Annotated in this window: 22 protein-coding genes; 14 read left to right on the forward strand and 8 right to left on the reverse strand. The window is 65.9% G+C overall.

What is annotated here, in order from left to right:
* Window positions 1-32 precede the first annotated feature (32 nt).
* Window positions 33-437, reverse strand: coding sequence for a hypothetical protein (locus ASD86_RS27000; protein WP_157476968.1), 405 nt, complete (start codon window positions 435-437; stop codon window positions 33-35).
* Between ASD86_RS27000 and ASD86_RS21190 the strand changes: the two genes are divergently transcribed.
* The 8 genes from ASD86_RS21190 to ASD86_RS21220 all read left to right on the forward strand — a co-directional run bounded on the left by ASD86_RS21190 (window position 436) and on the right by ASD86_RS21220 (window position 11,431).
* Entirely contained in the window at window positions 436-1,032 is a 597-nt protein-coding gene (locus ASD86_RS21190) for a hypothetical protein (protein ID WP_157476970.1), read from the forward strand. The genes ASD86_RS27000 and ASD86_RS21190 overlap by 2 nt on opposite strands.
* A 3-nt stretch (window positions 1,033-1,035) precedes the next feature.
* Window positions 1,036-2,847, forward strand: coding sequence for an XVIPCD domain-containing protein (locus ASD86_RS27545; protein ID WP_056115472.1), 1,812 nt, complete (start codon window positions 1,036-1,038; stop codon window positions 2,845-2,847).
* Window positions 2,848-3,064: 217 nt separating this feature from the next.
* Entirely contained in the window at window positions 3,065-4,015 is a 951-nt protein-coding gene (locus ASD86_RS21200) for an AraC family transcriptional regulator (protein ID WP_056115475.1), read from the forward strand.
* A 542-nt stretch (window positions 4,016-4,557) separates the two neighbouring features.
* Window positions 4,558-6,963 carry a S8 family serine peptidase gene (locus ASD86_RS21205; RefSeq protein WP_056115477.1) on the forward strand — a complete coding sequence of 802 codons (2,406 nt, stop codon included), beginning with the start codon at window positions 4,558-4,560 and terminating at the stop codon, window positions 6,961-6,963.
* 147 nt (window positions 6,964-7,110) lie between these two features.
* On the forward strand, window positions 7,111-7,413 hold the full coding sequence (locus ASD86_RS27005) for a hypothetical protein (RefSeq protein WP_157476972.1): 303 nt from the start codon (window positions 7,111-7,113) through the stop codon (window positions 7,411-7,413).
* 150 nt (window positions 7,414-7,563) lie between these two features.
* Window positions 7,564-8,952: a hypothetical protein gene (locus tag ASD86_RS21210; RefSeq protein WP_235567859.1), complete on the forward strand. Its 1,389-nt coding sequence runs from the start codon at window positions 7,564-7,566 to the stop codon at window positions 8,950-8,952.
* Window positions 8,953-8,963: 11 nt separating this feature from the next.
* A complete protein-coding gene (locus ASD86_RS21215) occupies window positions 8,964-9,458 on the forward strand; it encodes a hypothetical protein (protein WP_056115479.1) in 495 nt (164 codons plus the stop codon).
* Entirely contained in the window at window positions 9,455-11,431 is a 1,977-nt protein-coding gene (locus ASD86_RS21220; RefSeq protein ID WP_056115481.1) for a GMC family oxidoreductase, read from the forward strand. Before ASD86_RS21215 ends, ASD86_RS21220 begins: the two co-directional genes overlap by 4 nt.
* Before the next feature lie 227 nt (window positions 11,432-11,658).
* On the opposite strand, the gene ASD86_RS21225 is transcribed toward ASD86_RS21220, so the two are convergent.
* Window positions 11,659-12,606, reverse strand: a complete 948-nt coding sequence (locus ASD86_RS21225) for a YafY family protein (RefSeq protein ID WP_056115483.1) — start codon at window positions 12,604-12,606, stop codon at window positions 11,659-11,661.
* Between the two features lie 99 nt (window positions 12,607-12,705).
* Between ASD86_RS21225 and ASD86_RS21230 the strand changes: the two genes are divergently transcribed.
* The gene (locus ASD86_RS21230; protein WP_056115486.1) at window positions 12,706-13,113 is read left to right on the forward strand and encodes a GFA family protein; all 408 of its coding nucleotides are present in this window, start codon (window positions 12,706-12,708) and stop codon (window positions 13,111-13,113) included.
* 164 nt (window positions 13,114-13,277) lie between these two features.
* A complete protein-coding gene (locus ASD86_RS21235; protein WP_082578592.1) occupies window positions 13,278-13,742 on the forward strand; it encodes an MmcQ/YjbR family DNA-binding protein in 465 nt (154 codons plus the stop codon).
* On the opposite strand, the gene ASD86_RS21240 is transcribed toward ASD86_RS21235, so the two are convergent.
* Complete coding sequence (locus tag ASD86_RS21240) at window positions 13,666-15,078, reverse strand: PLP-dependent aminotransferase family protein (protein ID WP_056115490.1); 1,413 nt, start codon at window positions 15,076-15,078, stop codon at window positions 13,666-13,668. The genes ASD86_RS21235 and ASD86_RS21240 overlap by 77 nt on opposite strands.
* A gap of 339 nt (window positions 15,079-15,417) precedes the next feature.
* Here ASD86_RS21240 and ASD86_RS21245 point away from each other — a divergent pair, with 339 nt between their 5' ends.
* From ASD86_RS21245 to ASD86_RS21260, 4 genes are read left to right on the forward strand one after another with little or no spacing between them, the layout of a single operon-like run.
* Window positions 15,418-15,789 (forward strand): hypothetical protein, encoded by a 372-nt coding sequence (locus tag ASD86_RS21245; protein WP_056115493.1) that lies wholly within the window; start codon window positions 15,418-15,420, stop codon window positions 15,787-15,789.
* Window positions 15,786-15,992, forward strand: coding sequence for a twin transmembrane helix small protein (locus tag ASD86_RS21250; RefSeq protein WP_036102620.1), 207 nt, complete (start codon window positions 15,786-15,788; stop codon window positions 15,990-15,992). Before ASD86_RS21245 ends, ASD86_RS21250 begins: the two co-directional genes overlap by 4 nt.
* Window positions 15,993-16,051: 59 nt before the next feature.
* Window positions 16,052-16,426, forward strand: coding sequence for a cupin domain-containing protein (locus ASD86_RS21255; RefSeq protein ID WP_056115494.1), 375 nt, complete (start codon window positions 16,052-16,054; stop codon window positions 16,424-16,426).
* Window positions 16,423-17,352 (forward strand): ADP-ribosylglycohydrolase family protein, encoded by a 930-nt coding sequence (locus ASD86_RS21260; RefSeq protein WP_056115499.1) that lies wholly within the window; start codon window positions 16,423-16,425, stop codon window positions 17,350-17,352. The genes ASD86_RS21255 and ASD86_RS21260 overlap by 4 nt, the downstream gene beginning before the upstream one ends.
* Before the next feature lie 174 nt (window positions 17,353-17,526).
* Here ASD86_RS21260 and ASD86_RS21265 read toward each other — a convergent pair whose 3' ends face one another.
* The 5 genes from ASD86_RS21265 to ASD86_RS21285 all read right to left on the reverse strand — a co-directional run bounded on the left by ASD86_RS21265 (window position 17,527) and on the right by ASD86_RS21285 (window position 24,465).
* On the reverse strand, window positions 17,527-17,871 hold the full coding sequence (locus ASD86_RS21265) for a hypothetical protein (protein WP_056115500.1): 345 nt from the start codon (window positions 17,869-17,871) through the stop codon (window positions 17,527-17,529).
* Window positions 17,872-18,238: 367 nt separating this feature from the next.
* A complete protein-coding gene (locus tag ASD86_RS21270) occupies window positions 18,239-21,748 on the reverse strand; it encodes an amidohydrolase family protein (protein ID WP_082578593.1) in 3,510 nt (1,169 codons plus the stop codon).
* 602 nt (window positions 21,749-22,350) lie between these two features.
* Window positions 22,351-23,307 carry a DegV family protein gene (locus ASD86_RS21275; RefSeq protein ID WP_056115505.1) on the reverse strand — a complete coding sequence of 319 codons (957 nt, stop codon included), beginning with the start codon at window positions 23,305-23,307 and terminating at the stop codon, window positions 22,351-22,353.
* A gap of 101 nt (window positions 23,308-23,408) precedes the next feature.
* Window positions 23,409-24,050 carry a 2-hydroxychromene-2-carboxylate isomerase gene (locus tag ASD86_RS21280; protein WP_056115508.1) on the reverse strand — a complete coding sequence of 214 codons (642 nt, stop codon included), beginning with the start codon at window positions 24,048-24,050 and terminating at the stop codon, window positions 23,409-23,411.
* Window positions 24,051-24,060: 10 nt separating this feature from the next.
* The gene (locus ASD86_RS21285; RefSeq protein ID WP_056115511.1) at window positions 24,061-24,465 is read right to left on the reverse strand and encodes a DUF1761 domain-containing protein; all 405 of its coding nucleotides are present in this window, start codon (window positions 24,463-24,465) and stop codon (window positions 24,061-24,063) included.
* Window positions 24,466-24,509: the final 44 nt, after the last annotated feature.

Below are 24,509 nucleotides of genomic sequence, written 5' to 3' on the forward strand. Positions count from 1 at the left end.
GCTCGGGAACCCTGGAACATTAAGACCTTCGTCTAATTCGCCGTGGCCGCCGCAGCAGCATGGCGCGGCACTTGGCGAAGCGGCGGGATTGCCTGATCGAGCGGTGCCCAGGTTTCGTTCGATCGTGGCCACCGCGCGGCGCTGACGTGGTGTCGCCGCAGCCGGCGAACCCGCGGCGATCCGACGATGGCGCGCCGGCGATCGGGCGCCTCCGGCTTCCCAGACGCGTGCTCGCTGGCATACTCGACGCTCAGGGAATCGCTCGCACCGAGCCGCGGCACGACAGGGAGAGAGACGTCGATGGTCAACACCCGGATCCCGGCCTGGCTGGCAGTGGCGATGCTGTTGCCCTCCATCGGCTTGTTCGGCGCCTGCGCCGCGAAACAGCCGCACGAACTCTCGCCCCCATCCGAACCTGTGAAGGTCAGCGCCGCCATGTCCGAAACCACTTCGTCTTCGCTGCCCGCCGCCGGCGGGCAAACGCTCACCTCCCAGGAAGCCGGGCAGCGGCTGTTGAAGTTGATCGACAGCCTCAAGAAGCCGGCGGATTTCAGTCTGGATCGCTTCAAGGCGGTCATGCGCCTGCCCGAGCCGTCCGCGGACGCCGGCGAGCGCGAACCGGGTTACGAAGGATTTTCCGAAGCGATCGCCGGTGGCGACTGGTCGCAGACCATCGCCTACTCGGATGATGCGTCGGCGGCGGACGCGAAGAAGATCGAATACCGCCTCGACTACGACGGCGCTCAGGCCGATCAGGACCAGCTCGATCTGGGTCCGGTCTGCGCGATGGATTACGCGGCCTATCGGCGCGCGCTGCTCGACATGGGATTCGAGGAAGGCCCGGCGACCCCGAGCAAGATCGAATACGCCACCCGCGGCACCCTGGCGCAAGTGTTCCGGCGCGGCGGCGTGAACGTGGACATCGTGACCCAGCGCGAATCGTCCGCGTCCGAGGCCAAGCGCGCGCATGCTTGCGTGCGCAGCATCGAGGTGCGCTTGAATGCTTATGACGCAGTCAAAGAGGAGGGCTAAGCCATGCCCGGCCCCAATCCTCAGCTGACCGCGGCGCTCGATCAGTTCGCGCTGGAACCCGGCGTCACCCCGGCGCAGGCCGCGCAGTTGCGCGCGGCGATCACCGCCACCCCGACCTTGTTGACCAGCCTCAATGCCGACGCCGCCAACGGGCATTTGCGCAGCTTCGCGCTGGCGCCGCCGGGGCCGGAGTCGGTCGGCCAATACGACATCGCCAGCGGCCGGGTCACCCTGCCGGCCGAGGTGCTGACCGGCACCTCACCGGTCAATCCGGATCTGCGCGCGGTGTTGAAGTTGCAGGACATGAGCCTGCGTTTCGCCCACACCGCCAACGTCACCGCGGACATGCACGCCAACCTGGAGCGCACCCTCAACGGCTCGCCGGTGCTGGTCGATCAGTTCAAGGACGCGGTGCGCAACGAGGCTCAGCGCGAGCTGCGCGGTTTCGCGCTGCATACCGCGCCCGGTGCTGGCGGCAGCTACGATCCGACCACGCGGGTCATGAACCTCACGCCCGCGAGCCTCACCACCGCCAGCTTCGATCAGCACAACATGAGCTTCGTGCTCGGCCACGAAATGGAGCACGGCTTCAACCGCGCCGGCTCGGATCGGGCGCGCGACCGGTTCGATACGCAAGCGCGGCAGATCGCCTCCGATGCCAACCCGATCAACGACTACACCGCGCCGAGCGTGCGCTGGATGCAGTCCAATCGCAACGACGAGGCCGAGGCCCACATCGCCGGCTGGAACGCGATGCTGAGTTACGAGAAGCAGCGCAGCGGCAATCCGAACGCCGGACTGACCGAGATGTGGAACAACGCCAACCGCGGACGGGTCGAGGATTTCCTCGAACTCGACGCCGCCGGCGCGCCGGTGGCGCGGGCCAATCTGACCTTCAACACCGACGGCAGCCTGACCAGTTCGCCGACCAATGTCGCGACCATGGGCCAGTACTACTTCGATCAGAAACCGGTGGGAACGCCGGGCGTCGCCGCCCACGCCACGGTCGGCCTGGGGCCGCACGGCCATTCGGATTACGCCAACATCTATGGCGCCGAAATCGTCGGGCGCGCGATCTGGATCGAGCGCAGCTTCGGGGTGCCGACGCACGGTAACGCCTCGCGCATGCACCTCAACATGAGCAGCCTGGGCGTGAACGAAACGCTGCTGGAGGAGAACGGCATCTCCATCCGGACCGCCACAGGCACCGGGTCGCAGGTGTATCGCGACACCAGTACGACGCCGTCGGTGGCGGGCCGGTTCGATCACACCTTCGACGGGCCGCACATGCATCAACACGTGCCGGTCGACGCGCCGCCAGCGCGCGAGAACGAGCGCTCGGTCGCGGGCGGCGCCGGCGATGGTCCGGCGCGCAACGAGGCGGTTCCTGGTCGCGCCGCGGTGCTGTCCGATCCGGAGCATCCCGGTCATGCCATGTACAACAGCGCGCTGCAGGGGCTGCGGCACTCGGTCAATATCCCGCCGGGGACGTTCCAGCCGCACGACGAAGAGCGTCTGGCCGCCGGCATCGTCGCGCAGGCGCTCAATCAACGCGACGCGTTCCCGGCGGCGCGGATCGACCATGTGGTGTTCAACCGCGATCACAGCATGCTGATCGGTGTGCACGGGCCGCTCAACGATCCGACCCACCATCTGGCCGGCGTGAACGTGCAGCGCGCGATCGCGACGCCGGTCGAACAGTCCTCGGAGGCCAGCCGGCCCGGGTTGCAGTCGCTGCAGCAGGGGCAGGAGGCCGCGCGCATCCAGGCCGAGACCCAGGGCATGCAGGCCCAGGCGCGCGGGATGCAGCAGTAGCGCGCCGGGCGATGGTTTGAGCGCTCCGGCCGCACGGCACGGGCCGGGGCGTACACGCAGCACGACCGTCGCGCCGCTCCGGTCCATGCCCGGCCGCGCCCGGCCGCGCCCGATCCCGTCGAATCCTTGCCTATTTCTGCAAACCGGCCGACTAGGCACAGTCTTGCGGGCTGATTCGTGCCGATAATCGAGGCAACCCGACTCCGCACGGGACGCCATGAACGCCAATAGCTCCGCCGAATCGATCGCGCAACGCGGCAGCTGCGCCGCGCAGGCCGAACTGGTCGATCGGATTGCCCGATTGACCGACAGCGACGGCGTCCACGCCACCGCGGTGCGGCCGCTGCACCTGATCCGCATGAGCGCGCCGACCGAATGTTCGCCGTCGGTGTACGAGCCGCGCCTGTGCGTGGTCGCGCAAGGCCGCAAGGTCGTGACCTTGTCCGATCGCACCTATCACTACGACCCGCTCAATTATCTGGTGGTATCGGTAACCCTGCCGATGATCGGCCAGGTGGTCGAGGCGACGCCGGACAAACCGTATCTGTGCCTGCGCCTGGACATCGACCCGGCGCAGATCGCCAGCCTGATCGTCGATGCCGGCCAGTCGCCGACGATCGATCACGGTCACGGCGGCAACGGCGTCGACCTGGGTCTGTACGCGGCGCGAGTCAACACGACCCTGATGGACGCGGTGCTGCGGCTGATGCGATTGCTCGATACGCCGCAGGACTTGCCGGTGCTCGCGCCGATGGCGTTGCGCGAAATTTTCTATCGCGTGCTGATGGGCGATCTCGGCCATCGGCTGCGCACGCTGGCGCTCACCGACAGCCGCTCCAGCCGCATCGCCAAGGCCGTTGCGGTGCTGCGCCAGTGCTATCTGCAGCCGTTGAGCATCGACGAACTGGCCGAGCAGGTGCATATGAGCACCTCCTCGCTGCATCACCAGTTCAAGGCGGTGACCACCTTGTCGCCGCTGCAGTTCCAGAAACATCTGCGCCTGCACGAAGCGCGGCGTCTGATGATGGTCAGCGGCGTCGAAGCGGTGACCGCCGCGCACCGGGTCGGTTACGAAAGCCCGTCGCAGTTCTCGCGCGAGTACAAGCGCCTGTTCGGCGCGCCGCCGCGCGCCGAGGTGGTGATGGCGCGCGGCATGCCGCAGGGCTGAGGCCGCGTCGCGATCTGTCGATGCCCTCGTGTGTCGACAGATGCATGGATGGGCCGATACGTTCGCCGCTGACCGGCGCAATCTTCCTCGATGCCAACGCATGCTCGCGAATACGCGAGCGCGTCTGCGTGACCGGCTGAATCGTCGCGAAAAGTTTCGAATGAAACCGCATGCCGTGCGATGCCGCGACGTGCGTGTCGCGATGCAACCACGCAATCGCGAATGAACAAAAACACGATGCGCGAACGGGGTAGGGCGTTCGCCACGCACTTGCGTTTCGCGCGCGGCGCAACGTTCGCGCGCCGCATCGATATGAAAAATCGTGCTGTCAAAATAAGTGCCACGGTGATGGGGGGACGTCGCACTTTTTGCGTTTGAGGAATGAGCGCGACGAAAACCCGATCCCTTCCTTCCCCTGATCGTCGCGCTCCCATCGCTGTTCCCCTTTCCCGCACCCAGGTCTTCGCGCCTCGGCCGTGCCACGGGCTTGCGCCCGTCGGCAGCGGACGACCACGACTGCAATCCGCATCAGGAACCAACGAATGAACAAGATGTCGTCGAAAAAATTCGCCGTGCTCGGTCTCGCCGCGGCCTGTGCCACGGTGCTGTTGTGGTCGCGCAACGAAGCGCAGACAGCGGGCGCGGTTGCGTCCGGCGCGCTCGCCAATGCCGCGGGCGCAGCAACGGCGTCGGGCTCGCTGCCCGCGCCGAGCTGGCAACCGGTCGCGATGAACGCGCCGACGCCGCATAACGACGCGCAGAGCAAGCTCGGCGCCGGCCAGTTGCTGCAGGCGGTGCAGGCGTTGTCGCAGATGCCGAACGCCGCGGGCGCGTCGGCGTCGACCGGCGCATCGTCCTCGGCGCGCGGCCCGGCCTATGCCGGCGCCAGCGTCTCCGCGCAAATCGCGGTGCTCGACCGGGTCGGCATTCCGCTGCGTTATCGCGACGGCGAGAAGCTCAAGGTCAACGTCAATCTGGCCCTGACCCACGAACAGATCCAGAACCCGAGCCTGCTCGATCGCGCCACCTCGACCTTGCGCGAGACGCTGCTTGCCGCGGGCCTGGAAGCCGAACAGATCAACGGTTCGCCGAGCCTGGAAGCCAAGGTGCCGCTGGCGCGTCTGGAATGGGTGGCGGGCCTGCAACCGGTCGCGCAGGTGTCGCTGCTGGCGATGCCGAACACCGCCGCGTTCACCGACGGCGCCACCGCCAGCAATCTCGATCAGCTGCGTTCGCTCGGCAACTATGCGCAACTGCCGGCCGCGCAGCGCCGCGATCTCAAGGGCGAAGGCCTGACCGTCGCGGTGTTCGATCAGTTCGCCGACAACACCGGCCAAGTCAAGGCATTGCAGGACGCGAACGAATGGCCGAAGAACACCGCCGCGGTCGCCGACAAACTCACCTTGTTCAAGCCGGCCGCGGGCGCGTTCGGCTACACCAGGCAAAAGCATGGCAACGCCGTGGTCGAGATCGTCTACGACATCGTGCCGGAAGCGAAATTCCGCGTGTACGACGCCGGCCAGACCGCCGACTGGATCAAGGGCATCCAGGACGCGGCCAACCTCAACGCGCTCAACGAGCCGCAGGGCGAACCGCGCGCGCAGGTGCTGACCGCATCGCAGGGCATGGCCCTGTACGCGCCGGGCGACGGCACCGGCACCGGCAGCAATCTCAAGGGCCTTTACGATGCGATCGACGCGGCCGCGCGCAACGGCGTGCTGATCCTCAACGCCGCCGGCAACGAAGCGCAGGTGCATTGGGACGGCGACAGCACCGCCGGCGCGGTAGCCAACACCTTGCAGGATTTCGTGGTCGGCAACCTCGACGCCAACGGCGCGGCGATCGCCGACAACATCAATCTGCTGCGCCTGGAAGGCCAGGGTTTCGGCGATTGCATTCCGGTCGGCGGCAAGACCGCGGCCGACGCCGAGTTGATCGCGATCGACGTGTGGCTGGGCTGGAACGACTGGACCAGCGCCAACAACACCACCAACGCCGACTATCGTCTGGAACTGGTGCGCTGGGCCGACGCGGTGACCCGCAACGGCCGCGTGGTGACGCCGGCCGGTTGGGTCGCCGTGACCCAGTCCGACGACGCCCAGACCGGCCTGGCCGGACAGCAACCGCTGGAACGCATCGCCCTGCAGCCGGCGGCCAACACCAAGACCACGACCTGCAACAACCTGTTCAACACCACGCGCTTCTCCGGCGGCGGCAAGTTCGGCGTGCGGGTGGTGCGCAAGACCGCCAACGCCAACAACTTCCTGCGCCTGATGAGCGGCGGCCTGCACAACTTCCAGTACGGCGTGCAGGATCGTTCGCTGGTGCATCCGGCCGACTCGGCCAATGTGATCACGGTGGCCGCGCTGGACGCGGCGACATCGAACCTGGAAGCGTACAGCTCGCGCGGTCCGGTCCTCGCCGCCGGCGGCGCGCGTCCGAACGGCCAGGCCGCGGGCAACGCCAAGCCGGACATCGCCAACTTCGCCAATGTCGACACCGTGTCCTACGGCGACAACACCTTCAACGGTACTTCCTCGGCGACGCCGCACGTGGCCGCGCTCGCGCTGCTGGGTCTGCAGCATCAGCGCCAGCTGACCAACGCCACCGTGCCGGCGCCGTTGCCGGCCAACGCGACCGCGCAGCAGAAAGCCGATCGCGCCGCCTTGCTCAAGCAGCGCAATGTCAGTCTGTCCAACTCGGTGTACGACTCGCTGGTGTACGTGGCCAGCACCGGCGGCAACGATCTGGGCGCGGCCGGTTTCGACAGCAGCTACGGCAACGGACGACTGAAGTTCCACGCCCAGTCCGAGGCCTGCTTCCTGTCGGCGACCTACGACCCGTCGTATCGCTCGCTGCTGCCCGCGCAGGTGACGCCGCTGCCGGCCGGACAGAAGACCTACGACCAACTGCGCGCCGACAACAGCGCGAGCTGCGCCGCCAACTGAGCGGCGGACGAGGCGGCTTGCGTTCGCGCAAGCCGTTCGTGGCAATCGAGCGCGCAAGTCATCGCGCGTCCTGATGGATAAGCAAAGTGATTCTTACCTGGCGAGTGCAAGCCGCGCGGGTTCCCCCGGCACCGGACACGATGTCCGGTGCTCTTTTTCGACACCACCCATCGCGGTGGTGTCGGTTTTTGCGATAGCGACTCGCGTCGCATTCGCGCAAGCCCGCGCTGCAACGCAAACAAGTCGCGCGCGGGCTCACCGACGCTCACCATCGCACCACCGCCGATAACGCAAAAACGCCGCGCATTTCATCGGGGCAATGCCTGCCGCTTCAACAGAGAACGCAATTGCGCGCTCGCGCAGGACAACGTTTCGCGCTCGATCGCAAAGAAACATCGTTTAGTTTATTTCTGCGCGAACAGTCGCATTTTTTCGCCGAACGCGTGGTAGCGTCTGCGCCCGACGCGACGTAGCCAGCGATTCGATCGCCAGCCAACCAACCCGGCTTGTGTTCCTTCTCCGCAGCCTGCTGCGGTGTGCTGCCTGCCTCGCGGCGAAGCGAATCTTCGCTTCGTATCACCAGGGAGCAGGGGACTCGCCATGAATCATCGATACCGTCTTGGCCCGCAGCGGGTCGTGCCGTCGATCAAGCCAATGATCAGGCCACTGGCCGCGGCCGCGTTCGTGTTCGCGCTGGCGGCATGCACCGACAGCCATCTCAAGCCCGAGCCGCACGACAGTCTGTCGCGCGCCGATATCCGCCAGCACGCGAGTGCCGCCACGCCGCTGCCGCCGTTGAGTTCGACGATTCCGCTCGAGATCAGCGTGCCGCAATCCAATCCGAACCTGCAGGACCTGCAGGACGATTTCGATCTGTTCTCGTGGCAGTCGTTCATCGCGGTCAACTGGCCCGGTGGCAGCGACGGCAATCCAAAACCCGGCTCGACCTTCGGCGCCAACGACGCGACGGTGTGGGAGAACTGGAAGGAAAGCCGCGACATCTTCCTGCCCGGCGGCGCCACGCCGCCGCCGTGGGGTCAGGACCCGCCGCCGCCGGACGTGTGCAAGGGCATGGGCAACGGCGTGTTGAACCTGACCCAGGTCGGCAAGACCCCGAACGTGCTCGACGAAAGCGGCGAGCCGTTCGAAACCGGTCCGCTGATCGATCAGAACGGCCAGTACGTGCGCTTCGCGATCATGACCAACCAGGACATGTTCAACACCATCGTCAGCGACGGTCTGTACAGCAAGGCTGGCCAGCAGAAATTCGGCAAGCCGGCCAACTTCGCTCAGCCCGCCGGTTCCAAGAACACCGGCGCGATCATGATCAAGTCGTCGTGGAAGGTGATGGGCGGCAAGGACCAGGCGAGCCGTTTCCACACCATCCAGGCGCTGGTCTACACCAACCCCGGCGAACACGAAGGCGTGCAGGCCTCGTGCAAGTTGCAGACGGTCGGCCTGGTCGGTTTGCATATCGCGCACAAGACCGCCGGCGAGCCGCAATGGGTGTGGTCGACCTTCGAACACGTCGACAACGTGCCGGTCAAGGGCGAGCCGCTAAATCAGGCGAACTACAGTTTCTATAACCGCAACTGCAGCGGCACTTGCGCGGTCAACGAGCCGCCGGCGCGGCCGTGGAATCCGAACAACCCGCACACCACGCCGAGCCAGATCATGCGCGAGGTCGCGCTGACCGCTTCGACCAAGTCGCTCAACGCGCGCTACCAGGCGCTGTTGCAGCAAACCTACCCGGGCACGGTGTGGGCCAACTATCAGCTGATCAGCACGCAGTGGCCGACCAACGCCAAGAATCCGACCGATCCGACCGGCAATCCGGCGCCGTCGTTCCTCGCCAACGCGACCTTGGAAACCTACATCCAGGGCAAGGTGCCGCAGGCCTCGTCCAGCTGCATGGCCTGCCACAACAACGCGACGATGACCAACGGTCTGACCTCGGACTTCACCTACCTGCTGCAGCGCGCGCAATAAGGAGCACGGACATGGTCGATTACATGGAGTACTTCATCCGTCTCAGCGTCGGGCTGACCGGTTTCACCCGCGACGCGATCGCGCCGCAGATCGATCCGGTCGACATCAAGACCGTATACCTGCAGGTGTTTCGCGAAAAACTGCCCAACGGCATGGCCGATCAGATCATCTGCGAGTACTACAACCTCAACGAAGCCGAAGGCGGCAAGGACGGCAACAACGAAGCCATCGCCGGCGCGTTGCTCAGCGGCACGTACCCGGCCGAAGTGCTGGCGCTGCGCCAGCTGATCTACCTGTGGTACATGGGCGCCTGGCCGACCGTGGTGTCCGACAGTTCGCCCACGCGCGGCCAGACCTTCAGCGAGGTGATCTCGGCGACCAGTTACACCCAGGGTCTGGTCTGGCGAGTGATGCAATCGCACCCGATGGGCAGTTCCAACTACACCTACGGCTATTGGGCGACCACGCCGCCGCCGCTGCAGGACTACCTGGAGAACCCGGCATGAGCATCACCATTCCAGCGGGCGGTTTCGACGTGGTGATCGTGGGCTCGGGCATCTCCGGTTCGATCATCGCCTACCAACTCGGCAAGGCCGGCAAGCAGGTGTTGATCCTCGAAGGCGGCCCGCCGGTGCCCAAGAGCCGCGAAGACTACATGCAGACGTTCTTCACCGCGAACGCCAAGACACCCGAGTCGCCGTATCCGCCGACCATGCAAGGCGCCGGCGGCCCGAGCAACCCGCTCGGCCAGCCCGACCCGGCCACGCTCAACACGCCGCGCTATACCGTGCTGCAGATCAACGCGTGGCAGAACCCGGCGCAGTGTTACTTCGTCTATCCGCCGCAGACCGCGACCCGCGCCGACGATCCGGAGATGACCTTCGCGTTCGGCAGTTCTTACGAACGCGTCGCCGGCGGCACCACCTGGCATTGGCTGGGCACCTCGCTCAATCACCTGCCCAACGATTTCCAGCTGAAAACCAAGTACGGTCAGGGTGTGGACTGGCCCGGTGGCGCGCAGTTCTATCAAACGCTGCTGCCGTACTACCGCAAGGCCACCGAAACCATCGGCGTGTCCTCGGACAAGCAGCCGATGGTCGATCTGTACAAGACCTTCAACGTGCAGCCCGACGGCACCTACGGACCGAACTACGATTTCCCGATGCCGGGCATTACGCCATCCTTGAACGACGTGTTGTACGAGGGCAACGTGACCTCGCTGAAGATCGACAACATCGGTCTGTTCGTCACCCCGACGCCGCAGGGACGCAACTCACGGCCGGGCAAGCGCCGCCAGTGCGCGGGCAACACCAACTGCATTCCGATCTGCCCGATCCAGGCCAAGTACGACGGCACGGTGACATTGGCCGAAGCGCTGCAGACCGGCAACGTGCAGATTCAGTATCAGAGCGTGGCCAACAATATTCGTCTGACTGGCGATCAGGTCAGCGGCATCGATTACCTGACCTACGACAGCCAGACCGGACCGTCGACCGGCAAGGGCACCGCGACCGGCAAGCGCTACGTGCTCGCCGCGCATGCGATCGAAACGCCCAAGCTGCTGCTGATGTCGAACGGCAATCCGGGTTATCCCAACGGCGTGGCCAATCGCTCCGATCAGGTCGGCCGCAATCTGATGGATCACGTGATGTACCTGGCCTGGGGCCTGTCGAAGGACCCGATCTATGCGTTCCGCGGGCCGCTGTCGACCTCGGGCATCGAGTCGGTGCGCGACGGCGCGTTCCGCAATCAGCGCGCGGCGTATCGCATCGAGATCGGCAACGAAGGCTGGAACTGGGCGACCAACGATCCCTACACCACGCTCGCCGATTTCGTGTTCGGCCAGAACAACACCCAGTTGAACGGCGATTCGGTCAACCAGCAGGGGCAGTCGCTGCGTTTCGATCCGAACCTGCCGGCGTTCAGTCAGTTGTACGGCTCGAAATTGGTCAACACGCTCAACAACGTCTACATCCGGCAACTGCGTCTGGGCTATCTGATCGAGCAGTTGCCCGATCCGGACAACCGCGTGCAGCTGTCGAGCCAGTTCAAGGATCATCTTGGCTTGCCGCGGCCGCAGGTCACCTATCGCATTCGTGAGAACTACGTGCGCAACGGCTTTGTGTCGGCCAAGGCGGCGTCGACCGAGATATTCAAGGCTCTCGGCGCGACCGAGTACACCCAGGTGCCGGCACCGCCGGTGTTGAGCGGGACGAATCCGAGCCCGAGCCCGACCACGTTCCAGTACCAAGGCAACACGTTCACCTTCTACGGCGCCGGCCACATCATCGGCACCTACCGCATGGGCGACAGCGCCACGACCTCGGTGCTCAACGCGCGCCAGCAGTCGTGGGATCACAGCAATCTGTACATGGTCGGCAGCGGCGTATTTCCGACCACCGCGACCGCCAATCCGACCCTGACCATCGCCGCGCTGGCGTTGCAGGCGGCGGACAATATCCTGGCCGATCTCGGCTGACCCCGCCGGGTCGCAGGATGCTGCAGGGAGGGTAGAGGAGGCCGCGTCCGGGGAGGGCGCGGCCTCGTTGCTTTGGTTCGACAGCACGAGTCTTGGAGCTGTTTGGTCGAGACTTCGGCGGTGCCGCGCTTTCCGGATTGAACCGTCGCGCGCATCGCTTGCGAACGCAACGCGTCGGACTGCATGGCGCTTGCGCGCAACGATGACGCGGCAACGTGCGCCGCGGCTTACTCCACCGCCCGCAACAAACGCTGCGCGACCTCGCGCAACCGCGGCAGCTGATCGCCCGCATCGAGCAGTTCGAACTCGACCCCGGTCAGGGCCAATAGGGCGAGAATTTCTTCCGGCGTTTCGCCGCGCACGTGCAGCATGCAGTTGTGCTCGTCGATGTGTTCGAGCAGCCCGCACCACGGCGGCAGGCTCGGCGCCAGGGCGTCGGCCGAACCGCGCAGGCGCGCGCGCACGGTCGGGCCCTGGTTCGGCTGGCTGAGCGAACGCTGCACGTACACCGCCACGTCTTCGGGAAACTTGCGCGGCGCGAACGCGCCGCCGCCGCAACGCAGCGCGACGATGCGGTCGGCGCGGAACAGGCGCCAGTCCTCGCGGCCGCGATCCCAGGCCAGCAGATACCAGCGGCGCCCGGCGCTGACCAGGCGCAGCGGCTCGATGCTGCGCTGGCTGGCGCGGCCGCCGCGATCGCTGTAGTCCATGTCGATCAGCCGATGGTCGCGGCAGGCGCCGGCCAGTCCGGTCAGGGTGTCGACGTCCGGGCCGGTTTCGTTGTGCGCCAGCGACACCGTCACCGAATACAGCGCGCTGACCCGCCGCCGCAGCCGCGCCGGCAGCAGTTGATCGAGCTTGCCGAGCAGGCCGACCGTGGTGTCCTCGATCCGCGCCACGCTGCCGGCGGCGCTGCGCAGCGCGACCACCATCGCCACGGCTTCGTCGTCGTCGAGCAACAGCGGCGGCAGCGAGGCGCCGGCGGCGAGCCGGTAGCCGCCGCCGACGCCGGTCGAGGCCTGCACCGGATAGCCGAGTTCGCGCAGCCGGTCGACGTCGCGGCGCACGGTGCGGCCGTCGACGTCCAGGCGTTCGCACAGTTCCGCGCCGGTCCAGTGACGGCGCGATTGCAGCAACGACAACAGGCGCAGAAGGCGGGTCGAGGTCTTGAGCATGGGCGCAGTGTAAAACCTATTGAGGACATGTCCTGTCCTCAATGGCTACTATCCTGTAACTGTCCCGGGCCACCCGCCCCTCGCCATCGGAGAACCGCCATGACCGTCGAGACCTACCAGGCCAGCTGCCACTGCGGCGCCATCCGTTACGAGGTCGACCTCGACCTTTCGGCCGGCACCTCGCGCTGCAATTGTTCGATGTGCAACAAGCTGCGCAAGTGGGGCGCGATCGTCAAACCCGATGCGTTCCGCCTGCTCAGCGGCGGCCCCGAGGACACCGGCAGCTACCAGTTCGGCACCTTCAGCGGCACTTATCACTTCTGCAAGCATTGCGCGGTGCATGCCTACGGCACCGGCGAGCTGGAGGTGCTGGGTGGCAAGTATTACTCGATCAACATCGCCTGCCTGGATGTGGATCATGCGGTGCTGGCGGCCGCGCCGGTGCAGTTCATGGATGGCTTGAACAACGATTGGTTCAACGTGCCGAAGATTACCTCGCATATGTGAGGAGCATTGCAGTCCGGTCTGCGATCATGCGAGTCGAGCCCGTGACGGAATCATCCGGCCTGTCGTCATCTCTCTTGCCGTCGTCCCCGCCTTCGCGGGGATGACGAGCAAAGTCCGCGGCGTCCTCGTGCGACCATGCATGCCCGAACCGAGCCTTCGCCGCAATGGACACCAACGCCCTCAAGAAACTTTGCCGCGCCTACCCCGGCGCCGAGGAAGTCCTGCACGCGGCGCCGTCCAATATCCTGGTCTACAGCGTCGGCGGAAAATTCTTCGCCTATTTCAAGACCAGCGAACCCGAGCGCTGGCGTTTCAGCTTCAAGACCACGCCGGAACGGTTCGTCGAGCTCACCGACATGCCCGGCGCCAAGCCGGCGCGGTTCATGGGCCGCTATCACTGGGTCACGGTGGTCGAGGTCAAGCGCATGCCGGCGGACTATCTGCGCGAACTGGTCGACTGGTCGTATCGGCGCGCGCTCGGCAATCTCAGTCGTAAGCGCCAGGCCGAGGCGTTGGCCGACGCGAGCGAGGAACAACGCCTGCGGCTGACGCCTATCGCGCCGACGAAAGCGCGCCCAAGACTTGTAACGCTGCATCCACCCGCGCATCGAGGGCGTGGCCGTAGTTGAGCCGCAGGCAATGCGCGTAGCCGCGATTGGCCGAGAAGATCGGCCCCGGCGCGATGCTGATGCCTTGTTGCGCGGCGCGGCGTTGCACCGCCAACGCGTCGCTGCCTTCGGGCAATTCGATCCATAGGAAATAGCCGCCGTCGGGCCGGGTCACTCGCGTTCCGGGCGGAAAATAGCGCGCGACCGCATCGAGATACGCGGCTTGTTGCGCGGCCAAGGTCTTGCGCAGGCCGCGCAGGTGGCGGTCGTAGCCGCCGCGCTGCAGATAGCGCGCGATCGCCAGTTGCGCCGGCACGCAGGTCGCCAAGGTGTTGGTCAATTTCAGCCGCGCCACCCGCTGCGCATAGAGTCCCGGCGCGGCCCAGCCGATCCGGTAACCCGGCGCGAGGGTCTTGGAAAACGACGAGCAATGCAGGACCAGGCCGCGGCTGTCGAAGGCCTTGGCCGGCGCCGGACGATGCGCGCCGAAATGCAGTTCGCCGTAGACGTCATCCTCAATCAGCGGCAGCTCGTGGCGCGCCAGCAACTCGACCAGTTCGCGCTTCTTCGCTTCGGGCAGGGTGCTGCCGAGCGGATTCTGGTAATTGGTCATCAGCCAGCACGCGGCCGGCGCATGACGACGGATGGCCGCGTCCAGCGCGCCCAGCTCGATGCCTTCGCGCGGATGGGTGGGTACTTCGATCGCGTGCAGGCCGCGGCGTTCCAAAGTCTGCAGGGCGGCGTAGAAACACGGCGATTCGACCAGCACCGCGTCGCCGGGCCGGGTTACCGCGGCGATGCACAGGTTCAGCGCTTCGATCGCGCCGTTGCACACCACCAGATCATTGGCGCCGATCGGCACCGCGCCGATCCGATAACGCAATGCGATGTGCCGGCGCAGTTCGGCATTGCCCGGGGTGAGGTCGTCGACGGTGCTGCGCGGGTCCAGATGCACCGCTTCGTGCGCCATCGCGCGGCCGAGCTTGGCCAGCGGAAACAGGGTCGGGCTCATGAACGCAGAGCCCAGCGGCACGATGTCGCGCGCCATCGCCGATTCGAGCACCTCGAACACCAGTTCGCTGACATCGACCGCGCGCGCCTGCCCGTCGGGCTGCGAAGCGGTGTCTGGCTCCGGCGGCATCGCCCGCGCGCGTTCGCTGACGTAATAGCCCGAGCGCGCCCGCGGCTCCACCAGCCCCTGCGATTCGAGCAGGTAATAGGCCTGGAACACGGTCGCCGGGCTGAGCTTGCGCGCGGCGCTGGTCTGCCGCACCGACGGCAGGCGCTGGCCCGGGCTCAGCAGGCCCTGGCGGATCGAGCGGGCGATGTCGTCGGCCAGGGCTTGGTAGCGTTTCATGGGGGCCGGGATTGGGGATTGGGGATTGGGTGAGGCTACGGAATGCGGGGTCGCGTGAGGCGCCGATCTTTTGTGGGTTTCACCCCCAATGCTCGGCTCGGTTCGTCGGAAGCTGCACGAGCCTGACCGGAAAGAGCCGGAGCTGAAGCCCCAACAGCCCGTCGCGCCCAACACGGCCGCGGAACCCGCTCTTCCGATTCCCGACTCCCCATTCCCGATTCCCGCCCCCAACTGATCCGGTTTTTTATCCCAAACCTGATTCTATGCAATCTGCGCCAGTAGGCGAACAATGGACCCCGCAGCAAAAGCTGCGCCACGCCACAACCCCTCGCGCTCGCCATGAACCCGCAAGTCGAACTCAATCTGGCCCTGATCCTGTTCGTGCCCTGGTTTTCGATCCTGGCCTGGCTGTTCTGGGCCTATCCGCGCCAGCCGCGCGGCGCCCTGCGCACCGTCTACGACAGCGCCAGCCTGATCGTCTCCACCCTGGTCGCCGGGTGGGGCATGCACTGGAGCATGTACAACGCCGACCCGCATGCCGGCGCGATCTGGAAACAGGTGCTCGCCACCTCGGTCGCCTACGGCCTGTTCCTGGGCCTGATGACGGTCGCCATCGTGCTGCGCTGGCGCTGGCTGCGCGCCCGCCCGGCCACTGCGTTGCAATCCTCCGAAGACCACTCGCGCCCGATCCCGGGCAAGGTCGAATCATGAAGATCCTGTTCGTCGCCGCCTTCTTGTCGGTGATCGTCTACAACCTCGGCGCCGGCCTGTACTACATGCTGGTCGACAAAGGCGCGAGCAAGCGCACCGTCAACGCCTTGACCCGGCGCATCGGCTTTTCGATCGCGCTGATCGCGCTAGTCGTGGTCGGCATCGCCACCGGCGTGGTCCAGCCGCACGGCGTGGGGGTCTGAGCGCGGAGCGAATCACCGCGCGCGGTTAAGCTGTCGGCTGCTTCCACGCCGACATCGCCATGGCCAGCGCCCGCATCGTCTCCAACGCCGACACGGCCGAGTACTACATCGCAGAACGCTGCCACGTCATCGAGTGGTGGAACTCGCCCGACGATGCGCACAGCTCGATCGCGCGCATCCGGGTCGAGCCCGGCGTAAGCACCCAGCTGCACCGTCTGCGCGGCACCAGCGAGCGCTATCTGATCCTGCAAGGACGCGGGCGCATGCATGTCGGCGATCTACCTCCGGGCGAGGTGGGTCCGGGCGACGCGGTGTTCATTCCCGCCGATACGCCGCAACGCATCGTCAACCTGGGCGACGAGGATCTGATCTTCATCGCGGTCTGCACGCCGCGCTTCGTACCCGATTGCTACGAAGACCTGGAGGCCGCATGAGCGCCTCGCCCGAATTGCGCGAACGCTACCTGGGCTGCCTGCTGGGCCTGGCCTGCGGCGATGCGGTCGGCACCACGGTCGAGTTCCGCTCGCGCGGCAGTTTCGCGCCGCTGACCGACATGACCGGCGGCGGGCCGTTCGCGCTGCGTGCGGGCGAGTGGACCGACGACACCTCGATGGCCCTGTGCCTGGCGGCCAGCCTGATCCATCGCCGCGGCTTCGATGCGCGCGATCAGATGAATCGCTACTGCAACTGGCGCTCGCACGGCTACATGAGCAGCAACGGCGAGTGCTTCGACATCGGCATGACGGTGAGCGCGGCGCTGGACCGGTATCGCCAGAGCGACGATCCGTATGCCGGCGATCCCGGTCCGCGCGCGGCCGGCAACGGCGCGCTGATGCGCCTGGCGCCGGTGCCGATGCTGTGGCGTCTGGACGCGCGGCGCACCGGCGATTACGCGGTCGAATCCACCCGCACCACCCACGGCGCGGCCGAAGCGCTGGACTGCTCGCGATTGTTCGCCGCGCAATTGCGCGCGGCGTTGATGGGCGCCGGCAAGGAGGCGGTGCTGGCGCCGTCGATACCGCTGCTCGGCAGCGAAAAAGTCGCGGCGATCCATGCTGGCGCCTATGCCGGCAAGCGCGAGGCCGAGATCGTGGGCTCAGGCTACAGCGTCGAATCGCTGGAAGCGGCGTTGTGGTGTTTCCTGCACACCGGCAGCTTCGAAGCGGCGGTGCTGCGCGCGGCCAATCTTGGCGACGATGCCGACACCACCGCGGCGATCTGCGGGCAGATAGCCGGCGCTTATTACGGCGTGGATGCGATTCCCGCCGCGTGGCTGGACAAGCTGGTGATGCGCGAGGAGATCGGTCGCATGGCCGAGGACTTGCTGCAGTTGTCGGATGACCCGGCTGGGTTGGTCTGAGCCGAAATAGTCCGAGCTACGTTGGTTTGGCCGTGCCGTTCGAACAGTGTTGGTTCGAATCGGGCTAAGCGAATCGGGCTAAGGCCGGCGTCTCGCCGGCGCTGAGTCGTCGCGGCCCGCAGATCGTTCTGCAGGCCGCGCGTCGACTGCGTAGCGACTACGCGAGCCGTCGACTCAACCCGCGGTAACGTCGCGCAATTCCCAGCCGCTGCCGGCGAGCAATCGCAGGCGATGCTTGAGCACGGTGCCGGACAAGGTCGTGGTGACCACCAGGTCCATGCGCAGATCGCGTTGTTCGCCGTGCACGACCGCGCTGGGGTCGGTGGCGCCGAGCATCGGGTCGACTTCGTCCGGATCGGGCTGCTTGGCGCGCCAGCGCTCGAACAGATCGTCGCCGCGCAATGCCGACTGCAGCTGCGCGGCGAAGCCTTCCGAGCTGATCGCGGTGAACGACAGATCGGCGTCATTGCCGCGTGCGCGATCGGCGTCGGGAATGCTCAGGTAATAACGGGTGGCCATGCGTGGGTCTCGATTGCAGGATCGATCAAGGGTAAACGCGGCGGTATGCGCCAGGTGTGAATATGGCGCGAGTGCGCTATGGCGGTCGCGCTTGTGGGGTGCTGGTGTTGTTAGCGATGTGTTATCGCGCGGAAAAGCAAATCCCCGTCGGCCCCTTTTTAAAAAAGGGGGCACAAGCGGGCGGCTTCGATGATGGGCGAACCGCATGGTGTTGTTCGACCGCACAAACAAACGATGGAGACGTCTCGAAGCCGACATCGCCAAGCCCTTTCCATCCCCACCAGAAACCTCCCCCCTTTGAAAAGGGGGGGGCGGGGGGATTTGCTCTTCGCTCTTCAGCGCCTACGCCGAATACCGCGCCACCCCATCACTCCTCATCATGATCGTGCGCCTCATGCGGCCCATGCCCCTTCGGGCAGTGGCACACCGAGGTCGGTCCGAATTCGGTGCCGAAGGTGCGGCCGTCGCGATGGCGCTGCCAGTAGAAATTCGGCGCCTTCTCCGCCTGGTTGCCCAGTTCGGCCATGTCCGCGTCGACGTCGAACAAGCGCCCGTCGACCATCACGTAACGCGTGTCGATGGTTGCGCGGATGTTCTCCAGCGGGTTGCTGTTGAGCACCACTAGGTCGGCCTTCTTGCCGGTTTCCAGCGAGCCCAGCTGCTTGGACATGCCCAGATAATCGGCGCCGTCGATGGTCGCCGCGCGCAGCGCCTCGAAATTGCTCATGCCGCCCTGGGTCAGCATCCAGATTTCCCAGTTCGCCGACAGGCCCTGCAACTGGCCGTGGCCGCCGACCTGGATCTTGATGCCGGCGTCGCGCAGCTTCTTGACCGACTTGGCGACCTGGATATGCCAGTAATCCCAGTCCGGCGCGGTTTCGCGGCGGATCGAGCGCGCGTCCAGGGTTTCGCGCGGGAAGAAGCGGTTGAGCTTCTTGTCTTCCCACACGTTGTCGCGCGCGTACCACCAATATTCGCCAGACAAACCGCCGTAGCTGACCACCAAGGTCGGTGTATTGCGCACATCAGTCTGCCGCCAAAGTTCGACCACGTCCTTGTAGAGCGGCGCGACCGGGATGTTGTGCTCAATGCCGGTGGCGCCGTCGAGGATCATCGGTAGGTTGTGGTTGAAGGTCGAGCCGCCTTCCTCGACCACCAGCATGTTGAGTTCGCGCGCGGCCTGGTTGATCTGCTGGTGCTGTTCGCGCCGCGGCTGGTTGTAGCTCTTGACCGAGAACGCGCCGTTGGCCTTCATCCGGCGCAGATGGCTGCGCGCGTCGTCGATCGAGTTGATCACCGCCTTGAAGTCGCCGTCGGCGCCGTACAGGATCGTGCCGGTCGAGAACACGCGCGGGCCGACCATCTTGCCGGCCTTGAGCAGTTCGGCTTCGGAGAACACGAACTCGGTCGTCGCCGAGGGATCGTGCATGGTGGTGATGCCGAAGGCAAGGTTGGTGTAATAGGCCCAGTTCTGCTGCGGGACGACACCTTGGCCGAAATGCGCGGCATGCGCATGCACGTCGATGTAGCCCGGCAGGATGGTCTTGCCGCTGGCGTCGATGCTGCGCGCGCCGGCCGGCACGCTGACCGACGCGCTCGGGCCGACCGCGACGATCTGGTCGCCGCGGACCACCACGGTGCCGTCCTCGATCACTTCCTGGCTCTTCTCCGCATCGCGCATGGTCACCACGCGCGCGTGGGTAAACGCGACCGTGTCGCTAGGCGCGTACACCGGCACGTCCAGGCCGACCGGGACGCCGCGTTCGTCGGCCGACGGTTTCGCCGGCGTCGCCGGCGCGCCCGGCAGGAACGCGAACGCCTGATTGAGCGGGCGCGAGTAGTACTGATTGCCGACCATCCAGTGCAGTGATTTCGAATCGGCCGACCAGTGCAGATAGCTGCCGACATCGGCGCTGACCGGCGCGATCGGCAGGGCCTTGCTGTCCTTGCTCAATTCCACCGAGCTGCCGGCGGTCATCAGCGGCGCGACGTAGGCATTGAACAGTTCGGTGAACGCCACCCACTTGCCGTCCGGGCTGATGCTGACCGAGTCGACGTACTTGAGATTGAAGACTTCGCGTTCGTCCTCGCCGTTGAGGCCGACCGACATCAGCTTCTTCTTCAGCCCGCCGCCGGTGAGGTAATAGACGCGGGTGCCATCGGCGCTGAACTGCGGCGACTCGCCGCTGGTGGCCACGCGCACCGGCCGGCTGCCGTCGGCGTTCATCACGTAGATGCCGCGATCGACCGACCACAGGCTGCCGGTGAGTCCGCCGCCGCCGGTCTTGGCGTAGACGATGCGGCGCGCATCGGGCGAGAAGCGCGGGCCGTAATAGAAGCCCTTTTCCTGAGTGAGTCGCTTGCTGCCTCCGCCGCCCGCGCCGGTCACGTAGATCGCGCTGAGCGCTTCGTCCGACCACGTGGTGTACAGCAGCTTGCTGCCGTCGGCGCTGAAGCTGGGCTGGTATTCGTAGAGGTTGTCGTTGCCGGTCAGCCGCTCGGGCTTGCCATCGGGCAGGCGCTTGCGCCACAGCTGGCCGACCGCGTGGAAGATCAAGGTTTTGCCGTCGGCGCTGGTGGCGACGTCGCGGATCATCTTCGGCGCGAAGCGGCCTTCGTCCAGCTTGTGTTCGAAGCGCAGCGGTTCGGCGACGGTCTGTTCGACCTTGGCCGCGAACGGAATCTGTTCGTGCTTGCCGTCGGCGATCGACACCCGCCACAGCTTGCCCTGCGCCCAGATCACCACCGATTTCGAATCCGGGGTCCAGTCGAAATTCGCGTATGGGCCGAAGATCGCCCACGCCTCCTGCATATCGTGCGACAGCCCGTCCCACACCGGCCGCGCTTCGCCGCTGGCCAGGTCGAGCACGTGCAGTACGGATTTCTCGCGAATGCGTTTGACGAACGCCAGCGACTTGCCGTCCGGCGAAGGCTGCGGCCGCACCGCGCCGCCGCCGGTGTCGATCACCGTCGCGCTCTTGCCGCTTTGGCGGTCCAGGCGCTTGATCGCGTAGATCGTGTCGTGTGGATTCTTGTTGTACTGGAAGGTCGGGCCGCCGCTGACATCTTCGGAGTAATAGACGTAGCGCCCGTCCGGCGACACCGCCGGTTCGCCCAGATCCTGCTGATCGTTCTTCTGCTTGGTCAACTGCAGTCCGCCGCCACCGCCGGCGGCGTGGTAGATCCACAGCTCGCCGGCGCCGAGCGAGCGTTCGCCGGTGAAATGCTTGCGGCCGATCAGGAACTGGCCATCGGGTGTCCACGCCGGGTTGTTGAGCAGGCGGAAATCTTCCTTGGTGACCGCGGTGGCGTTGCTGCCGTCGGCCTTCATCCGCCACAGGTTGTTGCCGCCGCCGCGGTCGGAGGTGAAGGCGATCTCGCGGCCGTCGGGCGAGAAGCGCGGCTGCACGTCCCAGGCCGGGCCGCTGGTGATGCGGCGCGCCTGACCGCCGCCGATCGGCAGCAGGTAGATGTCGCCGAGCAGGGTGAAGGCGATCTGGCGGCCGTCGGGCGAGACGTCCAGATCCATCCAGGTGCCTTCGTCGGTGTCGAAGGCGATCGACTTGGTCGGGCCGTGGGCGGCGTTGACGTCCCACTTCTTCTCGTCCTTGTCCTCGCCCTTGCCCACGCCCTTGGCGGTCTGCGCCGAGGCGCGCGCCGGGTCGGTGCCGGCGGGCTTGAGCGCGTCCTGCTCGAGCTGCGCGGCCGGCTTGTCGGCGTCCTTCTTGTCGCCGGCCTGTTTGTCGTCGCCTTGCTTGGCATCGCCCGACTTGTCCTGGGGCGCGGGCTGCGGCGGGGTCTGAGCATGCGCCGCGCTGGCGGACACGGCGGCGAGCGCGCTGGCGAGCGCGAGAACGAGCAGGCGGTGAGTGGGCATCGAGCGGGTTACCTGGGGCTGACAAACCTCGAGGCTAACCTGCACGCGCGGATGGGGCGTGGGCTGGAAGTCGTGGTTGGGGGACGGATTGCGGTGAGGCTTGGCGTTCGCGTTATCCCGCCAGAGCGTCATTCCCGTGAAAACGGGCTCTGCTTTGTTTCGGCGAAGCCGAATATCCAAAGCCTTCAGCGTCATCCTTCAAGAACGTCATTCCCGCGAAGGCGGGAATCCAGAGCCTTTAGCGCCATCTCACCAGAACGTCATTCCCGCGGACGCGGGAATCCAGAGACTTCAGCGTCATCTCACCAGAACGTCATTCCCGCGGACGCGGGAATCCAGAGGCTTCAGCGCCATCTCACCAGAACGTCATTCCCGCGAACGCGGGAATCCAGCGACTTTGGCCTTGCAAGACTTCAAGTGTTCTCGCACGAAAGGCACTGGATTCCCGCGTTCGCGGGAATGACGGTAGGGAAGTGCGTTGGAATCTGGGAGTACGTTACTTCGGATAGTTTGCGTAACCGGCAGTGATGGACCGCTACGCTCTAACCGACTCCCGACTCCCGACTCCCGACTCCCGACTCCCGACTCCCGACTCCCGACACTCACCCAGCAAAATCCGCCTTCTCCGCCGCGAATCCCACCACCAGCGCGCCCTTGCCGACATTGACCATGCCGGTCAGGCTCATCACGCTTTCGAACAGCTCGACGTTGTTGTCGCGGCAGACCGTGCGCAGGCGCTCGTAGCCGGGCAGCGCGCGCAACTCGGCCAGTTCGCCGCCGTAGCTCAGGCATACGGTCGGCGTCAGCAGGCCATCGCCACCACTCGCACCGGCCTTGCGCGCGGTGAATTCGAGCAGTTTCTGCGCGGCGTTCTCGTAACCCTTGATCTTCGCCACCGGCCCGGTTTCGCCGCGGTTGCAGTGCAGCACCGGCTTGATGTCGAGCGCGGTGCCGAGCGTGGCGCTGAGAAAACTCACGCTGCGATCGCCGCGCACGCGGGTGCGCGCGCGCAGGTAGTTGAGGTCGCGCGGAATCAGATAGCCGTGGGTGTGCAAGGCCAGATGCTCCAGTCGCGCGCGGATCTTCGGCGCGCCCTCGCCGGCGTCGCGCAGGCGCACCGACTCGACCGCGGTGATGCCCTGGGCCGCGAACAGGTTGAGCGTATCGATCACCCGCAACGCGAACGGCGTGTTGATCCCGGCCGCGCTGCGCACCGGACGGTAGTCGTTGAGGATCGCGAAGCTCGCCTGATTGGCGTTCTCGTACACCGGGCTGCGGGTCTTGCTGATCGTCATGCAGAACACGTAGTCGTATTCGATCGCGAACTGGCTGACGAACAGATCGCGAATCTGCTGCACCGAGAACGGCGTGGTCTCGGCTTCGAAACCGCGCTCGGCCAGATGCGTGTTCAAGAACTGCAGCGTGGCTTCTTCGTTGCGGTGGTCGGCCAGCACCGCCTGGCCGATGCGTACCGTGATCGGTAGCAGATGGATGCGATTGCGTTGCAGATACTCCAACGGCAAATCGCAAGCCGAATCGACGACGAGTCCGATGCGCATGGTCCCCCCCGGGTCGTGGCGCGTGGCGGTTAAGTGTGACCGCAGCATACCTTTTCGGGTCCGGTGTCACCGTCGGCGCGGTGCCTGATTTGCGGTCGGGTTCAGGCTCGACGCTGAATGCCGACAGGCAGCCGCTGCAGGCGTTGCATTTCCGGATCCTCAAACAGTTCAGGATGTTGCAGTGCGTCAAGGGCGAAATCGTGTGCGTCGTTGCCCCAGAACAATTGCTTATCAATACTCAACGTTGGCACGCCGAATACACCGGCCACCAGAGCCGATTCGGTGTTGTCGCGCAGGGCCGCCTTGGTCGCGTCGCTGCCGATCGCGGCGGCGTCCACGCCGAGGGCCTGGATGACCGGGCTCAGCGCCTCGACGCTGTCGCCCGCTTCGCCTTGCCGCCAGATCCAGTCGAAGATCGCATCGACCGCGTCGGGGGTGTTGCCGGCGACGATGCACAGCCGCAGCGCGGTCAGCGGATTGAACGGATGCGCCGGCGGAAAACGCAGCGGCACGCTCTCGCGCCGGGCCGTCCACAGCACATGCTGGTAAGTGAACTCGCGTTTGCCGCGGATCTCGGCCGGGCCTTTCTGGCCGTGCGCGGCGAGCACCGCGCCGAACGCGACCGGCACCAGCTCGATCGCGCGTTCGCGCGCCAGCGGGCGCAGCTTATGCCAGTGCAGGTAGGCGAACGGCGAGATGAAATCGAAATACCAGCGCAGCGCGGGCGGCTGAGGGTCGCTCATGATCGAGTCCTTATTTCCAGGCGCCGAGGATCACGCCGTAGAGGATGAACTGGAGGATGTGGTAACCGCTGTCGATCATCCACAGCTTGAGGCTGCGTTGGGCGAAGGCGTAGTTGATGCCGAAGCTCATCGACACGAAGAACACGCCGACGACGAACCCGACCCCGAAGCCGTCGACCGCGTTGGCGCTGGGCGGCATCAGCATCGAGAAGATGGTCGCGGCCAGGAACGCGCAGACGATCGCGACGGCGAACACGCGGCCGGGATGGCCGGGCTTGGCGTCGGGATCGATGCCGGCCTCGCGGCACCAGGCCTTCTTGAACAACGGGCCGTACCACAGGCCGCCGAGCAGGAAGGCCGAAGCGGTGGCGGCGAGAATCGCGAACCAATTAAGTTGCAGCAAAGACAAGCTCATAAGTCTTCCTCCGAAGCGAAAACACCAGCAGCACAGTCAACTCG

It is taken from the genome of Lysobacter sp. Root690, from assembly GCF_001427785.1.
In the GTDB taxonomy this organism is placed as follows: Bacteria; Pseudomonadota; Gammaproteobacteria; order Xanthomonadales; family Xanthomonadaceae; genus Lysobacter.

Coding starts and splice junctions, on each gene's coding strand:
- ASD86_RS21275 (WP_056115505.1), bottom strand. CDS start 23,307: ATGCGCATCGGACTCGTCGTCGATTCGGCTTGCGATTTGCCGTTGGAG.
- ASD86_RS21200 (WP_056115475.1), top strand. CDS start 3,065: ATGAACGCCAATAGCTCCGCCGAATCGATCGCGCAACGCGGCAGCTGC.
- ASD86_RS21280 (WP_056115508.1), bottom strand. CDS start 24,050: ATGAGCGACCCTCAGCCGCCCGCGCTGCGCTGGTATTTCGATTTCATC.
- ASD86_RS21230 (WP_056115486.1), top strand. CDS start 12,706: ATGACCGTCGAGACCTACCAGGCCAGCTGCCACTGCGGCGCCATCCGT.
- ASD86_RS27545 (WP_056115472.1), top strand. CDS start 1,036: ATGCCCGGCCCCAATCCTCAGCTGACCGCGGCGCTCGATCAGTTCGCG.
- ASD86_RS21255 (WP_056115494.1), top strand. CDS start 16,052: ATGGCCAGCGCCCGCATCGTCTCCAACGCCGACACGGCCGAGTACTAC.
- ASD86_RS21210 (WP_235567859.1), top strand. CDS start 7,564: ATGAATCATCGATACCGTCTTGGCCCGCAGCGGGTCGTGCCGTCGATC.
- ASD86_RS21240 (WP_056115490.1), bottom strand. CDS start 15,078: ATGAAACGCTACCAAGCCCTGGCCGACGACATCGCCCGCTCGATCCGC.
- ASD86_RS21235 (WP_082578592.1), top strand. CDS start 13,278: ATGGACACCAACGCCCTCAAGAAACTTTGCCGCGCCTACCCCGGCGCC.
- ASD86_RS21225 (WP_056115483.1), bottom strand. CDS start 12,606: ATGCTCAAGACCTCGACCCGCCTTCTGCGCCTGTTGTCGTTGCTGCAA.
- ASD86_RS21285 (WP_056115511.1), bottom strand. CDS start 24,465: ATGAGCTTGTCTTTGCTGCAACTTAATTGGTTCGCGATTCTCGCCGCC.
- ASD86_RS21245 (WP_056115493.1), top strand. CDS start 15,418: ATGAACCCGCAAGTCGAACTCAATCTGGCCCTGATCCTGTTCGTGCCC.
- ASD86_RS21260 (WP_056115499.1), top strand. CDS start 16,423: ATGAGCGCCTCGCCCGAATTGCGCGAACGCTACCTGGGCTGCCTGCTG.
- ASD86_RS21250 (WP_036102620.1), top strand. CDS start 15,786: ATGAAGATCCTGTTCGTCGCCGCCTTCTTGTCGGTGATCGTCTACAAC.
- ASD86_RS21215 (WP_056115479.1), top strand. CDS start 8,964: ATGGTCGATTACATGGAGTACTTCATCCGTCTCAGCGTCGGGCTGACC.
- ASD86_RS27000 (WP_157476968.1), bottom strand. CDS start 437: ATGGCGGCGCTGACCTTCACAGGTTCGGATGGGGGCGAGAGTTCGTGC.
- ASD86_RS21205 (WP_056115477.1), top strand. CDS start 4,558: ATGAACAAGATGTCGTCGAAAAAATTCGCCGTGCTCGGTCTCGCCGCG.
- ASD86_RS21220 (WP_056115481.1), top strand. CDS start 9,455: ATGAGCATCACCATTCCAGCGGGCGGTTTCGACGTGGTGATCGTGGGC.
- ASD86_RS21265 (WP_056115500.1), bottom strand. CDS start 17,871: ATGGCCACCCGTTATTACCTGAGCATTCCCGACGCCGATCGCGCACGC.
- ASD86_RS21190 (WP_157476970.1), top strand. CDS start 436: ATGTCCGAAACCACTTCGTCTTCGCTGCCCGCCGCCGGCGGGCAAACG.
- ASD86_RS21270 (WP_082578593.1), bottom strand. CDS start 21,748: ATGCCCACTCACCGCCTGCTCGTTCTCGCGCTCGCCAGCGCGCTCGCC.